Here is a 15,072-nt window from a genome sequence, read left to right on the forward strand (position 1 = left end):
GGAGTCCGCTCCTACGCGCCCGCGAGCTCCGGTTACCCCCGCCCCGGCGCCTGCTCGCCCATCACCATCATCGGCGCTGCCTCACTACGCTTGAGCAGCGCATAGAGCACCCCGGTCACCACGCTGCCGATGGCAATCGCCAGCAGGTAGAGCAGTGCGTGGTTCATCGCATTGGGGATCAGCAGCACGAATAGCCCGCCATGGGGCGCCAGCAGCTTGCAGCCGAACAGCATCGACAGCGCGCCGGTCAGCGCACCACCGGCGATGCTTGCCGGGATCACCCGCAGCGGGTCCTTGGCAGCGAACGGAATCGCACCCTCGGAGATGAAGCACAGCCCCAGCACCAGCGCCGCCTTGCCGGCCTCGCGCTCGCTCTGGGCGAACTTGCGCCGCGCCAGCAGCGTGGCGATGCCCATGCCGATCGGCGGGACCATGCCGCCGGCCATCACCGCCGCCATCGGCGCATAGCTCTGCGAGGCGAGCAGACCGACCGAGAACGCATAGGCGGCCTTGTTGATCGGCCCACCCAGGTCCACGCACATCATCCCGCCCAGCAACAGGCCGAGCAGGATGGCGTTGGTGGTACCCATGCCGGCGAGGAAATCGGTCAGCGCGCCCATCATCGCCGCCACCGGCGAACCCACCACATAGATCATCACCAGCCCGGTGAACAGGCTGGCCAGCAGCGGGATGATCAGGATCGGCTTGAGCGCCGCGACACTGGCCGGTAGCGGAACCCACTGGGCAATCGCGCGCGCCGAATAGCCGGCGAGCAAGCCGGCGACAATGCCGCCAAGGAAGCCCGCCCCCAGCGTGCTCGCCAACAGCCCGCCGATCATCCCCGGCGCCAGCCCGGGGCGGTCGGCGATGGACCAGGCGATGTAGCCGGCGAGCATTGGCACCATCAGCTTGAATGCTGCGTCTCCACCGATCTGCATCAGCGCCGCCGCCAGGGTGCCTTGCTGCTTGAACGCCTCGATGCCGAAGACGAAGGACAACGCGATCAGCAGGCCGCCCGCCACCACCATCGGCAGCATGAAGGACACGCCGGTGAGCAAGTGCTTGTAGACGCCACGCGCTTCGTTCTTCGTCGGTGCCGCACTGTTGCCGGCAGACGAGGCGGACTCCGTCGTCGCCTCCTGCAGCGCTCGCTCGATGGTCGCCTGGGGCTGCTTCAACGCCACACCCGTGCCGCAACGGAAAATGCGTTTGCCGGCGAAGCGCTCGGGATTGACCTCGATATCCGCCGCCAGCAGGACCACGTCAGCAGCAGCGATTTCTTCCGCACTCAGCGGATTGCGCGCGCCCACCGAGCCCTGGGTTTCCACCCGCAGCTCGACGCCCATCTGCTGCGCCGCCTGCTGCAGCGCCTCGGCGGCCATGAAGGTGTGCGCCACGCCGGTCGGGCAGGCAGTCACCGCTACGACCTTCGCCACGCGTTCCGTTTCGGCAGGCACTGGCGAGGCCTCGCCCGGCTGCCAGACGGGTGCTTCCGCCGCCGCGCGCTGAAGGAAACCGGCCGGGTCGGCCAAGGCCTCGGCCGGGCGCGCCTGCACCAGGCGCTTGCCGGCGAAGCGGGTGAGGTCCAGCGGCTGCGCGCTGACCACCAGCACCCAGTCGGCCGCGGCGATCTGTCCTTCGCTCAACTGGCGTTCCGGATGCTGCGGGTCGCGCTGTTCAACGCACACCGACCAGCCCAGTCGCTCGGCCGCCGCACGTAGCAGGCGGGCGCTGAGCACGCTGGAAATCTGGCCGTTCGGGCAGGCCGTGATCAGGGCAAGGTTCATCGTCATACCTCTTGTTGTTCTATCGCTCAGGGCTGGCACGGGGCCAACGCCTGAACCTGCACCGCGTCCTCGATGCGCTTGAGCCGCTGCGCGTCGCCGATGCCGAACTGGATCTGGGTGACCGCCAGTGCCGCCACCGCCGTGGCCTGGCGCAACACGCGCTCGGCCGGCCAACCGGCGAGCAGGCCATGGACCATGCCTGCCAGCAGGGAATCGCCGGCGCCCACCGTGCTGGCGACTTCCACCCTGGGCGGCACCGCTTGCCAGACACCCTGCGGGCCGTACCAGCGCACGCCCTCGGCGCCCTGGGAAAGCACCACCTGCTCGATACCGCGCGCGCGCAATGATTCGACCTGCGCGACCAACTCGGCGGCACTGCCAGCGGGTTTTCCACAGGCATCGCCCAGCTCCTGCTCGTTGGGTTTGATCAGCCAGGGAGCGGCGTCCACTCCAGCGCGCAGTGCGGCACCACTGCAATCGAAGGCGACCTTCAGACCATGGCCCTGCAAGCGCAGCAACAGCTCGCGCAGCCATTGCGGATCGACTCCGCGAGGCAGGCTGCCGGCAACCACGGCGATGTCGAAATCGGCAGCGATCAGGTCGAGGCGGTCGAGCAGCGCATCCTGCTGGGCGCTACTGACTTCCGGGCCCGGACCGTTGATATCGGTGATGCGCCCGGTGCCTTCGGCGATCTTGATGTTCCGCCGCGTTTCGCCCGGCACGCGGACAAAGGCATCGACGAAACCACGGCGACGGAACAACGCCTCGAAGGGCAACGCATTGTCCGCACCGAGGAAGCCGGCGACGGTCAGCGAATGTCCCAGGTCGGCCAGCACCTGGGCAACGTTGAGGCCCTTGCCGGCGGCCTGGCTGAGTGCCGACTCGCTGCGGTTCACCTCGCCGGGCGCAAGCGTCGGCAGGCGCACGGTGAGGTCCAGCGCCGGGTTCAGGGTCAGCGTGAGAATACGGGCCATCAGTGCACCTCCGGCAGCGCGAGGGCAACACTCTGGCGCACGTCCGCCGCCGAGCACAGGGTCAGAGCGGCCTGCGCCAGCTCGCGAGAAGTCGGCAGGTCCAGCTCGCGTACCCGCGCCTTCACCAGGGGAATGCTGCGCGCCGAGACACTCAGCTCATCGACACCCAGCCCAACCAGCAGCGGCACCGCCAGCGGGTCGGCGGCCAGCTCACCGCACACTCCTACCCACTTGCCATGGGCATGGGCGGCGCGCACGGTCATGTCGATCAGTTGCAGCACGGCCGGGTGCAGGCCATCGGCCTGGGCGGACAGGCTCGGATGGCCACGATCGATGGCCAGGGCGTACTGCGTCAGGTCGTTGGTGCCGACGCTGAAGAAGTCCACCTCGCGCGCCAGTACCGGCGCCAGCAGCGCGGCGGACGGCACCTCGACCATGATGCCGAGTTGCAGGTCATGCTCGCCGCCCAGTTCCTCGCAGAGTTCGAGAGTGAGGTCGCGGGCCTGCCGCCACTCCTCCACCTGCCCGACCATGGGGAACATGATGCGCAGCGGACGGCCGGCAGCCGCACTCAGCAACGCTCGCAGCTGGGTACGGAAAATCTGTGGGCGTTGCAGCGTCAGGCGCACGCCACGAATGCCCAGGTAGGGGTTGGTTTCCTCCGGGATCGGCCAATACGGCAGCGGCTTGTCGCCGCCCACATCGAGGGTGCGCGCCACCAGCGGGCGGCCTTCGAGGGCATCGAGCACGCGGCGGTATTCGGTCTCCTGGGTCGCCTGGTCCGGCGCCTGGGGGTTGTCCATGAAGACGAACTCGGTGCGCAACAGGCCTACGCCCTCCGCGCCCAGCTCCACGGCTTTCGCCGCGCCGGCGGTGTCGCCAAGATTGGCGCAGACTTCCACGGCATGGCCATCGCGGGTCACCGCCGGCTCATGACGGCGCGCCTCGGCCTGCGCGGCGCGGCGCTGGCGCAGATCGTGCTGGGTTGCGGCGGCGTGCAGCGCTTGGGCATCGGGGGCGACCGTCATCTGGCCTTTCTCGCCATCCAGCAGCAACGCCGTGCCGGACTCCAGCGCCAGCACGCTTTCCCCGGCGCCCACCAGCGCGGGAATGCCCAGCGCGCGGGCGATGATCGCGCTGTGCGAAGTGGCGCCACCGCGCGCCGTGACGATACCCGCCACGCGTTCCGGATCGAGCCGCGCCACGTCCGAGGGGCCGACTTCGTCCATCACCAGGATGTAGGGCTCGTTCGGTTCCATCGCACTCTCGACGCCGCACAGGCGCGCCAGCACACGCCGGCCGACATCGCGCAGGTCCGCTGCGCGCTCAGCCAGCAGCGCATCGCGCAGGGCCTCCTGCTCGCCGGCCACCCGTTCGATCACCTGGCTCCAGGCCGCTTCGGCGCTGGCGCCTTCGACCAGGCGCGCCTGCACCTCGTCGAGCAGCTCGGGGTCGTCCAGCAGCGCCTGGTGAGTGACGAAGATGTCGCGAATTTCCTTGACCTGGCTGCGTTCCACCAGCGCTCCGATTTCCCCGCTGATGGCCATGCGCGCCTCGTCGAGGCGCTGGCGCTCGACTTCCGCCGACTCGCCGCGCACGGCGAACTCGAAGGCACGAGCGACCTGCACGTAGGCAGGGCCGTGGGCAATGCCCGGCGATGCGGCAATGGCCTGCAACTGCGCGCCCGCTTCGGGAGCCCGCTGCGTTTGCAGCTCTCCATCGTCCAGTTGAACGCTATCGCCGACCAGCTCGAGGGTTTCCGGCAGCGGCTCGACTTCTTCGCCCAGGCCCTGCTCCACGGCCGCGCGAACGGCAGCCAGTGCGGCCTCGGCGATTTCCGGCTCGGCGAAGAACTCCAGCACCTGCCCACGCCGCGCGCCCAGGCTGAGCAGTTTGCTCAGGCTGCGGATGGAAACCGGAGCACTGTCGCCCTCGGCGATGCGCACGCGAATTTCGCCGCTGTAGTCCCGCGCCAGCAGCATCAGCACCTGCGCCGGGCGCGCGTGCAGGCCATGCGGGTTGGCCAGCGGCACCCGGATGCTCGGCCAATCCACTGGCAATTCACCGCCCAGGGCTTCCAGCACTGCACGTATGGAAGTCGCGCTGGCCAGCTCTCCGGCCCGGCCATCCACCAGCAAGTCGCACAGGCGCGCGAACACCGCCTCGTGCGCGTCGCCCTGGCGAGCCAGGCAGAACAGGCCACGCACCGGCTGGCCGGCGTGGCTCAGCTCACGCGCGGGGGTAACGAAGACGAGGCCCGGACGAGTGACGCATTGTTCGCTGTCCTGCCACCAGAGTCCCGCGCCCAACGGCAGGGCCTCCTGGTCATGCAGCGCGGCAGCGAAGCCGGGGACCACGCAGCCGGCCTTCTTCAGACGCCGCGCACCGACCAGCGCCAGTTCGTCGAAGTCTTCGGCAGCAACGCCAAGCCCTACCAGATGCTCGTCGAACAGCAACGGCTGAGGCGCGCCACCTTGCAGCAGCTGCAGCAGGTCCTCGGGTTTTTCCGCTGCACGCAAGGCCGGGCCTACTTCTCCATCGCCCAGCGCACGGGTAAGCAGTTGCAGCAGGCGCAGGTGCTCATCGGACTTGGCCGCAATGGCGATGGCCAGGTGCACGGTCTGCCCGTCGCCCCAGGCCACCCCCTCGGGGAAGTGCATCAGGCGCACGCCGGTGCGTTGCACCAGGTGGCGGGTTTCCGGCGTACCGTGGGGGATGGCGATGCCCTGCCCGAGATAGGTGGAGCCTTGCGCTTCACGGGCCTGCAGACCTGCCAGGTAGCCTTCGGCGACCAGGCCATCGGCTTCGAGGGCAGAGCCGAGCATGGCCAGGGCGGCCTGCTTGTCGGCAGCGCGCTGGCCCATGCGGACCTGCTGCGCGTTGAATTCGAGCATCGCGTTCTCCTCACCGGCGTTCGCGCGTGCCGGCGCTGGGGCGGTTATCCGCTTGTACGGTGATCAGCTTAGAGGCTGCGGCGCAGGAACAGGGTTCAGGCAATACTGCGTGCGCAATGCTGAATCGTTTCACCTATTGAGACTGGCACGTTACTCGATAATGCGTGATCCTTGAAGCCCCCAATTGTCGGCAGCATCTCGCGTTGAAACTCAGTGATATCGCCCGCCTGGCCGGTGTTTCGGTCACCACCGCCAGCTATGTGATCAATGGCAAGGCCGTCCAGCGCCGCATCAGCGCCGCCACGGTGGAGCGCGTGCGCGCGGTGATCGAGGAGCACGGCTACCACCCGGACCAGCAGGCGGCCAGCCTGCGGCGCGGGCAGACCCGCACCCTGGGCTTCGTCCTGCCGGACCTGGAGAACCCCAGCTACGCCAAGCTCGCCAAGCTGCTGGAGCAAGGCGCGCGAGCGCGCGGCTACCAGTTGCTGATCGCCTGCTCCGACGACGAGCCGGACACCGAGCGCCAGGTGCTCAGCCTGTTCCGCGCGCGCCGTTGCGACGCGCTGATCGTCGCCAGTTGCCTGCCCGTCGGCGACGAAAGCCACGCACGCCTGCAGGCTGACGGCGTGCCGATCATCGCGGTGGATCGCCAGCTCGACCCGCAGCGCTTCTGCTCGGTGGTCAGCGACGACCGCGACGCCAGCCACCGCCTCACCGCCAGCCTGCTGAAGCCCGCGCCCCGCAGCATCGCCCTGCTCGGCGCGCGGCCGGAGCTGATCATTTCCCAGGAGCGCGCCGCCGGCTTCCGCAGCGCCCTGCGCGATTACAAGGGCCAGGTGCTGGTCGAGCACGGCGAGACCTTCAGCCGCCCCTGCGGCCGCCGTCTGATGGAGGAGCTGCTGGCCGGCCAGGGGCAGTTGCCCGAAGCACTGATCACCACCTCCTATGTGCTGCTCGAAGGCGTGTTCGATGTACTCCAGGCGCTGCCCAGCGGCTGGCCGGCGAACCTGCGCATCGCCACCTTCGGCGATACCCAGTTGCTGGACTTCGTTCCGCTGAAGGTCAACGCGATCTCCCAGCAGCACGCGCTGATCGCCGAGCGCGCGCTGGACCTGGCGCTGGCCGCCATCGAACAGAACAGCTACACGCCCGGCGTGCACCCCATCCCGCGCAACCTCAAGCTGCGCACGGAGTGAACCGATGCGCCTGATCGACACCCACAACCACCTCGACTGCCCGGACTTCGAGCAGGACCGCGCCGCCGTGCTGCAACGCAGCCGCGAGCTGGGCGTGGAACGACAGGTGCTGCTGGGGGTGTTCCGCGAGAACTGGGAGGACGTCTGGGCGCTGGTGGACAGCGAGCCGGACCTCTACGCCGCCCTGGGCCTGCACCCGATCTATCTGGCGCGACACAAGCCGGAACACCTCGCTGCGCTGCGCGAGTGGCTGCAGCGTCTGGCCGGCCACCCGAAGCTCTGCGCGGTGGGCGAGATCGGCCTGGACTATTACCTGGAAGACCTCGACCGCGACGGCCAGCAGGCCATCTTCGAGGAGCAGTTGCGCATCGCCATCGACTTCGAGCTGCCGGTGCTGCTGCACGTGCGCCGTGCCCATGCGGCGATGATCGCCACGCTCAAGCGCTACAAGCCCGGGCGCCAGGGCATCGTCCACGCCTTCGCCGGCAGCCGCGAGGAAGCCCGCGAATACCTCAAGCTGGGTTTCCGCCTGGGCCTGGGCGGCGCGCCGACCTGGCCACAGGCCAACCGCCTGCGCAAGGTGGTGCCGGAGATTCCGCTGGAGTCCATCGTGCTGGAGACCGACTCGCCGGACATGGCGCCGTCGATGTACCCCGGCGTACGCAACAGCCCGGAGCATCTGCCGGATATCTGCGTGGCACTGGCGGAGTTGAAGGGCATCAGCCCGGAAGAGCTGGCCAGCGCCAGCACGCGCAATGCGATGGAGTTGTTCGGCTGGAGTTGAGCGGTTGCTCTTCGTAGGACCGAGGGGGACGCCCAGTTCTTGCTCGCGAACCGCACGACGATGAAGTGACCTGCCGAATCTGTTCGCGAGCAAGCTCGCTCCTACAGGCCAATGCCGAATTCACCGACAAACCGATGCCCGTGAGATGGGGTGCATCCGTGCGACCCACGGACATCGGTCTGCTGGCGAAACCCTGTAGCGAGGCGGACCGCTGCGGCCGCCTCGCACAACCCGAGATCAGACGCGGAACGCGCCGATCAGCCGCTTGAGCTCCACCACCTGCCCGGCCAGTTCGCGGCTGGCGCGCTCGGTCTCGCTGGCACCTTCGGAGGTGCGCTCGCCGGCCTGGTTGATCTCGACGATGTTCTGGTCGATGTCGTGGGCCACAGCGGTCTGCTGTTCAGCGGCAGCGGCAATCTGCTGGTTCTGGTCGACGATGGCGCCGACCGCGCTGAGGATATTCTCCAGCGCCTGCTGCACCTGGGCCGACTGGCTGACGGTGCCATCGGCGGTCTGGTGGCTGCTGCCCATGGCCTTCACGGCTGCGCCCACGCCGTTCTGCAGGCGGGCAATCATCTGCTCGATCTCTTCGGTGGATTGCTGGGTGCGCTTGGCCAGGGTACGCACCTCATCGGCGACCACGGCGAAGCCCCGCCCCTGTTCTCCGGCACGCGCAGCCTCGATGGCGGCGTTAAGCGCCAGCAGGTTGGTCTGCTCGGCGATGCCCTTGATCACGTCCAGCACACGGCTGATCGAGGCGCTGTCGGCGGCCAGCTGGTTGATCACCGCCACCGACTCGTCGATCTCCCCGGCCAAGCGCTGGATGCTGCCCACCTGGGACGCCACCAGGGCGCGGCCGCTGGTGGTTTCCTGGTTCACGTTGTGCGCGCTGCCCACCGCCACGGCGGCGCTGCGCGCGACCTCCTGGGCGGTTGCGGCCATCTGATTCATGGCCGTGGCAACCTGCTCGATCTGGTTGCGCTGACCGGCTACCGCCTGGTTGCTCTCGGCGGAAACCGACTCCACACGCACGGTCTGTCGCTCCACTTCGCTGACCGTGCGGCCGACCTGCTCGATCAGGTCGTGGATCTTCGACACGGTCTGGTTGAAGGCATCGCCCAGCTCGCCCAGCTCGTCGCGACTCTGGGCCTGGAAGTTGACGGTCATGTCGCCGGCGGCGACGCGCTCCATCATCTTGCCCAGGCTCTTGAGGGTGGTGCGGGTGGAGACGTAGAAGCCGCCGTAGAGGTAGACGATGGAAACGAACACCACCAGCAGCGCCACCACCAGCAGCACCATCTGCCGCTGCTTGCTGGCCAGGCGTGCCTGCAACTGGCCGTCGAAGAACTGCAGGACATGGTCGTCCAGGCGATAGGTCTGCTCGATCGCCTTGCTGACCTGTTCGTAGAAGTCGAGCCAGGGCGTGTCGAGGGTGTCGGCCATCACCACCTTGTCCTCGAACAGCTTGCCCATGGCCTTGATCGTTTCGCGGCTGGCCTGGGCATCGGCGGACAGCGTGCTCTGCGCTGCAGCGCTGGCGCCCAGCGCTTCCTGCAGCTTGAGCCCGTATTCGGCGTGGAGCTTCTCCAGCTCCTGCAGCAGGTCATCGAGCTTGCTGCTGGTGGAGGAATTCAGGAAGCCCTGGCCCAGGGCGCTGGCGCCCATGGTGCGGCCCTGGCTGAGGGTCTCGGTCACCTGGGGAGTGCCGGAGGTGATCAGTTCGGCCAACTGGCGCAGGTCGCGAGCGTCGTCCTGGCTCAGGCCAGCCTGGGACACCAGCAGCTTGTTGAAGACCTGCACTTCGCTGAGCAGGCGCGCCGCCATGGCCGACTTGCTCTGCAGCGAGCCCTCGGCGTCGACACCCTTCAGGCTGGCGAGCAGCTCATCGCGCTTGGTATTGAACTCGGCGATCTGCTCGGCGTCCTGGGTGACCGGTTGCAGAGCTTCGATCTGCGCCTGCAGGTCCTTGTGCAACTGGCTGATGCGCGAGTCGATACCGGAGGATTTGTTCGACTGGCCAAGCACCCCGTTGATCTGCAGCAGATCGTTGTAGGACTCGAGATGACGGCGCATCTGCAGTCCGTCGCCGATCAGCTGGAGGCTTTCCAGTTCGGCACGGGTACTGACGAACTGCCCGTAGGAGTCGCGCACCAGATAGAAGTTGGTAATCAGCATCGGCAGGAAAAACAGCACACTGATCAGGCTGAACTTCATGCCGAAGCTCAGACGGTTCATCAGCGCGATGGCCGGATAGAGCACGGTCCTCACGAAAGACGTCTCCTGTTCCCGTTATTGTTATGTCGCTTGTCGGGGATGGTGCGGCGCGCCCCTGGACGGGTCGTCGCCGCGTGCGCTCACCGGAGCGGCCACTGACATGCAGCGGCCGTCGCCTCACGCTTCGAGTTCGATGTGTACCTGATATCGGCGGGGAGTTCTGTAACTTAAGGTTAAAATGCCATCATCGGACCGGCGGCACCCGGCCCGATTCGCAGGATCAGAGCAGCAACGCCCAGATGGCGAAGACTGCGTACCAGAGCACGGCAGAGCGCACCAGCAGCTGCCACAGCGCGTCCAGACTGGCGACGCCCTTGGCGCCCAGCCCGCCTTCGTTGAAGTCTTCGGCGACATAGCCCGCACGCGCCAGCAGACGAGCGGCAGGTACGTCCCAGGCCAGCAGGTCATGCAGCAGCGTGCGGGTCACCGCGACGAAGTTGCCGACCAGGGCAAAACTCAGCACCAGCGCTCGCGACGGCAACCAGTCGAAGGCATGCCTCAGTTGCGCGGCACGCTCGCGCAGCACCGGCTGGCGCCCCTGTTCGGCGGCAATGGCGAGCAGCCGGTAGGCCAGCGCGGCCACCGGGCCGAGCAGCGCATACCAGAAGATCACCGCGAAGAAGGCCTGGTAGGCCTCCCACACCAGCGTGCCCTGCACGACGGCGAGCAGATCATCATCACCATCGGCCTGCACCTGCACGCCGAGGTCGCGCTCGGCGACATGGTAGGCGGCCTGGGCATCCTCACGGCGCCAGGCATCGCGGAACGGCCCGATGGCTCGCAGCACGTCGCCGCGCCCCAGGCTCCAGACCAGCACCAGCAACTGCACCGGCAGCGCCAGCAGACCGTAGGCCACCGGCTCGAGGACAGTCAGCAGCAGCGCCAGCAACAACAGCGGCGGCAGGATCGCCACCAGCAGTCCGAGCCAGGGTTGCGCCAGCAGCGATTTGACGCCGCCCACGCTATCCAGCCAGCCGAGCCACCAGCCGTCACGCTGCACCCGCGCACGCCAGCTGGAGAACTTCTCGACCAGCAGGACCAGCAACAGCACCAGGAAACTCATGTCGACTCCTTCTTCGCACCGATGTCAGCCAGGAAGCGCGCCCAGTCGAACGCCTCGCCGGGGTCGGTCTTGCGCTCCGGCGCGATGTCGCAATGCCCCTGGATGCGCTCCGCCGTGATCGCGGGATAAACCTTGCGCAGCTGCCGTGTCAGCTCGGCCAGCACTTCGTACTGGCGGTCGCTGTAGGGCTCGATGTCGGTACCTTCCAGTTCGATACCGATGGAGAAATCGTTGCAGTTCTCCCGCCCATCGAACGTCGACACGCCGGCATGCCAGGCGCGCGAGTTGCAGGAGACGAACTGGAACAGCGAGCCGTCGCGCTCGATGAGGAAATGCGCGGACACCGTCAGGCTGCAGATGCTGGCGAAGTAGGGATGCTCGTCGGCGTCCAGGCGGTTCTGGAAGAACTCCTGCACCTTGCAGGTGCCGAACTGGCCGGGCGGCAGGCTGATGTTGTGGATGACCAGCAGCGAGACTTCCTCGCCATCGGGGCGGGCGTTGAAGTTCGGCGAGGGACAGCGCTGGGCGTCTAGGCACCAGCCGGATTCGGGGTCGATCTGCATGGAGACTCCTTGGCAGAGTCCCACTCTAAAGCAGGCGACGGGGGAAATGCACCCGCTGGCACGCGGCCAGCGGACTCAGGCGTTCTTCAGGCGGCGCAGGTTGCCGATTACCGACTCCAGGGCGCGGTCGAACAGCAGTGCATCGTCGAGCAGGCGCACGGCGTTGCGGCGGAACTCGACCGCCAGGCTCATGCGGGTCTTTTCCAGCACCTTCATGCCGGTGCGGTTGACGAAGATGTAGCGGCCGCTCGGGCGGATGACCGCAGCCAGCTTGCAGCGCAGTTTGTGCTCTTCGTCTTCCTGGATTTCCACCCAGCTGCCGACACGCAGGTCATCGACCTTGCGCAGCGATTCGTCGTCATCGGCGAAGGCCTCTTCGGGCTCCACCGCGCGGGCTGGTTCCGGCGAGGCGAGAACGATTTCCTCGACCACGGCGACCATGGCCGGCTGCGCAGCGGCAGGCGCGACAGCCGCCGGCGCGTCCAGCGGATCGTCCAGCAGCGGCAGGTCGTCTTCCAGGTCGAGCAGCGGGGCTTCCTCGACCTGCTTGTAACGCTGGAAGGCCTGCACGTGCAGCCCTTCCAGGCGGCTGAAGAATTCGCCGGTGGAGAACGGATCGAAGGCGGCCGAAGCCAGGCCTTCGCGCAGCGACTTGAGCAGCTGCGGGACCATTTCCAGCAGACGCAGGCGCGAGTCCGGGTCCTCGTGGGGCTCCACGCTCCAGATCAGGTCGTCCATGGTCGCCAGGGCGGCTTCCCACTCGGCGGAATGGGTGCCGTGCTTCAGGCAGGTCAGCAACAGGACCTGGCTCCAGGCTTCCTGCAGCAGGCGCACCACCACTTCGGGCAGGGTACGGCCGAGCAGGCGCTCATTGAGCACACCTTCCACGTCCTGGCGGGCCAGTTCGGCGCGGGCGCGGCCTTCCTCGGCATCGCGGGTGCGCTGCTCCAGCAGGTCGCTGCGGCGACGCTCATCGCCGGTAAAGGAGATGAACTCGTCGAGCAGTTCGGAGAAGATCGCCGGGTCGTCGACGAAGTCGTTCAGCAGGCGCATCACCACCTGCTCGATCTTCTGGTACAGCTGGTCGCGCTGGCCGTCGGACTGCTCGGCCCAGCCCAGGGCGGCCGAAGCGATCTCGTTGAGCAGGCGACGCGCCGGATGGCTGCCACGGTTGAAGAAGGTCTTGTCGAGCACCGCGACCTTGAGCATCGGGATCTGCATGCGGCCGATCAGGGCCTTGAGCGAATCCGGCAGGGTGCGGTCGTCGAGGATGAATTCGAAGAGCATGGAGACGAGGTTGATGACGTCCTCGTCCACCTGGCCGACCACACGGGAACGGCCGCTCTTGCTGCTGACGCGGGTCAGCAGGTGGTCCAGGTGCTGGCGCACATCGATCTCATCGATGCTCTGCGCCGGCAGGTGGGACTGCAAGTGGGACAGCAGGCGCATCAGGTCGTTGCTGGAAATCGGTACCGCATCGGCAGGCATCGGGCGTGCCGGGGCTGCGCTGCCGCGAACCTGCGAGAGCAGATCGCGCAGGGCCGCGAAGGCCGCCTGGCTGTCGGCGTCCATGTACTGGCCAGCGCCGGCTTGTTCGCCGGCCTCGGCGGCAGCAGCGGCGGCCGGAGCGGCGCCCTGGCTGCTGGGCACCGTACGTTGCGGCGGGCGACGCAGCGGAACAGACTTGAGCTCCGGCAGCACGTTCAGGGCAATCAGTGTCTGGTTGGCTTCCGCGTACAGGTGCTCGGCATCAGCCAGCACGTACTTCTCGAAGAGCTTGAGGATGATCAGCTTGACCTTGATCTCCACACCCAGGCCGCGGCATGCCTCGAGGAAGGCCTCGCAGAGCTGGCGCGGGCCGAGCGGGTTGGTCTTGTCCTCGACCTTCTTGCTGACCAGGGTATTGAAACGGGTGGTGAGGTGAGTGAGGGCGACGCCGTCGCGGCTCATCACCTTGGCAACCATGGCATCCAGGGCGACGGACTCTTCCAGTTCGTCGTTCTGCACCAGGGTGAGATTCTCGTAGGAAACCGTATCCAGCGCCGGCGCGCGGCCGATTTCATACTGGTTCAGGTTGGCAAAGCTTTCGAAGACCTTCTGCAGGAAGCCACGCTCGATACCCTTGCGCTTCAGGCGCAGGTCACGCATGGCCTCGAAGTAGGCGCTCTGTTCGGCGTTGTTGGCGGCGCGATCGGCCATCTCGAACAGGGTATCGTCGGCGTTGTCGAACAGGGCCTGCATGGCATGACGCAACTGGACGGCGACCTTGTCGCGGACAGCGACGAGCCCCGCCGGAACGCGTCCAGCGAACGAAGTCTGCGAGGATTCCGTGGCCGGCTTGTTCAGCGGCACTACGTTCGCGTCGTTCTGCATCGCAAGTCTCCTGCCGTCAGACCTGGCTGGCGGCACCAACAGTCATCGAGGCGTCATCCATAACGTCAATTTAGTGGCGTCAAAAAGCGGAAAGATTCAACGTCATTATAGGGAAGCTTCTTACACAACCAAGAGACATTTCACGCATTCTTGAAGAAATTCACAGAGCAGTAGGCACCGTCCGTCCGACAGATCACGCGACAAGACAAAAAATGGCACTCCCTGCACGCCACGCGCCGCCGCCCGTATAATCGCGACACTGCGAACAGGAGCCTTGCATGCCGAACCTCACCCTCGCCGAGCTTTCCGGGGAAATCCAGGCCAACGTCCGTGCCGCCCTGGCCGAAGACGTCGGTAGCGGCGACATCACCGCCCAACTGATCCCCGCCGAGCGCGCCGCCAGCGCCCGCATCATCACCCGCGAGAACGCCACCCTCGCCGGTACCGCCTGGGTCGACGAGGTATTCCGCCAGGTCGATCCGCGCGTGCAGGTGAAATGGCAAGTCAGCGATGGCGAGCAAGTCAGCGCCGACCAGACCCTGTTCACCCTGGAAGGCCCCGCCCGCGCTCTGCTCACCGGCGAGCGCAGCGCCCTGAACTTCCTCCAGCTGCTCTCCGGCACCGCAACCCGCGCTCGCCACTACGCCAACCTAGTGGACGGCACCGGCGTGAAGCTGCTCGACACCCGCAAGACCCTGCCCGGCCTGCGCCTGGCGCAGAAGTACGCGATCACCTGCGGCGGTTGCCATAACCACCGTATCGGCCTGTACGACGCCTTCCTGATCAAGGAAAACCACATCGCCGCCTGCGGCGGCATCGCCCAGGCCATCGCCGCCGCCCAGCGGATCGCCCCAGGCAAGCCGGTGGAAATCGAGGTGGAAGACCTGGAGGAGCTGCGCCAGGCACTGGACGCCGGCGCCGACATCGTCATGCTCGACGAGCTGAGCCTGGACGACATGCGCACCGCCGTCGCCCTCACCGCCGGCCGCGCCAAGCTGGAAGCCTCGGGCGGCATCACCGAGAGCACCCTGCGCACCATCGCCGAGACCGGCGTGGACTACATCTCCATCGGTACCCTGACCAAGGACGTCAAGGCGCTGGACCTGTCGATGCGCCTGAGCTAGTAATCGCCCCGGCAGGCGCGCCTGCCCTCGCCTACGCTTC

The 15,072-nt window shown here is 67.2% G+C and carries 10 protein-coding genes and 1 pseudogene; 3 read left to right on the top strand and 8 right to left on the bottom strand.

The genetic code is table 11. From position 1 onward, the window contains the following. Window positions 1-32: 32 nt before the first annotated feature. Genes G4G71_RS27540 through ptsP form a run of 3 tightly spaced genes read right to left on the bottom strand, consistent with a single transcriptional unit; the run spans window position 33 to window position 5,655 of the window. Window positions 33-1,787: a PTS fructose-like transporter subunit IIB gene (locus tag G4G71_RS27540; RefSeq protein ID WP_169941815.1), complete on the bottom strand. Its 1,755-nt coding sequence runs from the start codon at window positions 1,785-1,787 to the stop codon at window positions 33-35. Between the two features lie 26 nt (window positions 1,788-1,813). Then, window positions 1,814-2,761, bottom strand: a complete 948-nt coding sequence (gene pfkB / locus G4G71_RS27545; protein ID WP_169941817.1) for a 1-phosphofructokinase — start codon at window positions 2,759-2,761, stop codon at window positions 1,814-1,816. Continuing rightward, window positions 2,761-5,655 carry a phosphoenolpyruvate--protein phosphotransferase gene (gene ptsP / locus G4G71_RS27550; RefSeq protein ID WP_169941819.1) on the bottom strand — a complete coding sequence of 965 codons (2,895 nt, stop codon included), beginning with the start codon at window positions 5,653-5,655 and terminating at the stop codon, window positions 2,761-2,763. The genes pfkB and ptsP overlap by 1 nt, the downstream gene beginning before the upstream one ends. A 203-nt stretch (window positions 5,656-5,858) precedes the next feature. On the opposite strand from ptsP, the gene cra reads away from it, so the two are divergent. Together cra and G4G71_RS27560 are read left to right on the top strand one after the other, a co-directional pair. Beyond that, window positions 5,859-6,851 (top strand): catabolite repressor/activator, encoded by a 993-nt coding sequence (cra, locus tag G4G71_RS27555; protein WP_169941821.1) that lies wholly within the window; start codon window positions 5,859-5,861, stop codon window positions 6,849-6,851. A 4-nt stretch (window positions 6,852-6,855) separates the two neighbouring features. Continuing rightward, window positions 6,856-7,635: a TatD family hydrolase gene (locus tag G4G71_RS27560; protein WP_169941823.1), complete on the top strand. Its 780-nt coding sequence runs from the start codon at window positions 6,856-6,858 to the stop codon at window positions 7,633-7,635. 237 nt (window positions 7,636-7,872) lie between these two features. Here G4G71_RS27560 and G4G71_RS30305 read toward each other — a convergent pair whose 3' ends face one another. The 5 genes and pseudogenes from G4G71_RS30305 to G4G71_RS27580 all read right to left on the bottom strand — a co-directional run bounded on the left by G4G71_RS30305 (window position 7,873) and on the right by G4G71_RS27580 (window position 13,908). Further along, window positions 7,873-8,802: a methyl-accepting chemotaxis protein gene (locus tag G4G71_RS30305; protein WP_374701915.1), complete on the bottom strand. Its 930-nt coding sequence runs from the start codon at window positions 8,800-8,802 to the stop codon at window positions 7,873-7,875. Next, window positions 8,779-9,870 (bottom strand): annotated as a pseudogene (locus G4G71_RS30310) (methyl-accepting chemotaxis protein); the annotation flags it as partial. The gene G4G71_RS30305 and the pseudogene G4G71_RS30310, both read right to left, overlap by 24 nt. A gap of 259 nt (window positions 9,871-10,129) precedes the next feature. Then, entirely contained in the window at window positions 10,130-10,972 is an 843-nt protein-coding gene (gene ampE, locus G4G71_RS27570; protein ID WP_169941827.1) for a regulatory signaling modulator protein AmpE, read from the bottom strand. Then, window positions 10,969-11,535, bottom strand: a complete 567-nt coding sequence (gene ampD, locus G4G71_RS27575; protein WP_169941829.1) for a 1,6-anhydro-N-acetylmuramyl-L-alanine amidase AmpD — start codon at window positions 11,533-11,535, stop codon at window positions 10,969-10,971. The genes ampE and ampD overlap by 4 nt, the downstream gene beginning before the upstream one ends. 75 nt (window positions 11,536-11,610) lie before the next feature. Continuing rightward, a complete protein-coding gene (locus G4G71_RS27580) occupies window positions 11,611-13,908 on the bottom strand; it encodes a DUF1631 domain-containing protein (protein ID WP_169941832.1) in 2,298 nt (765 codons plus the stop codon). 278 nt (window positions 13,909-14,186) lie between these two features. On the opposite strand from G4G71_RS27580, the gene nadC reads away from it, so the two are divergent. Beyond that, window positions 14,187-15,032 (top strand): carboxylating nicotinate-nucleotide diphosphorylase, encoded by an 846-nt coding sequence (gene nadC / locus G4G71_RS27585; RefSeq protein WP_169941834.1) that lies wholly within the window; start codon window positions 14,187-14,189, stop codon window positions 15,030-15,032. The last annotated feature ends 40 nt before the right edge of the window (window positions 15,033-15,072 follow it).

Source organism: Pseudomonas multiresinivorans (assembly GCF_012971725.1).
GTDB lineage: Bacteria > Pseudomonadota > Gammaproteobacteria > Pseudomonadales > Pseudomonadaceae > Pseudomonas > Pseudomonas multiresinivorans.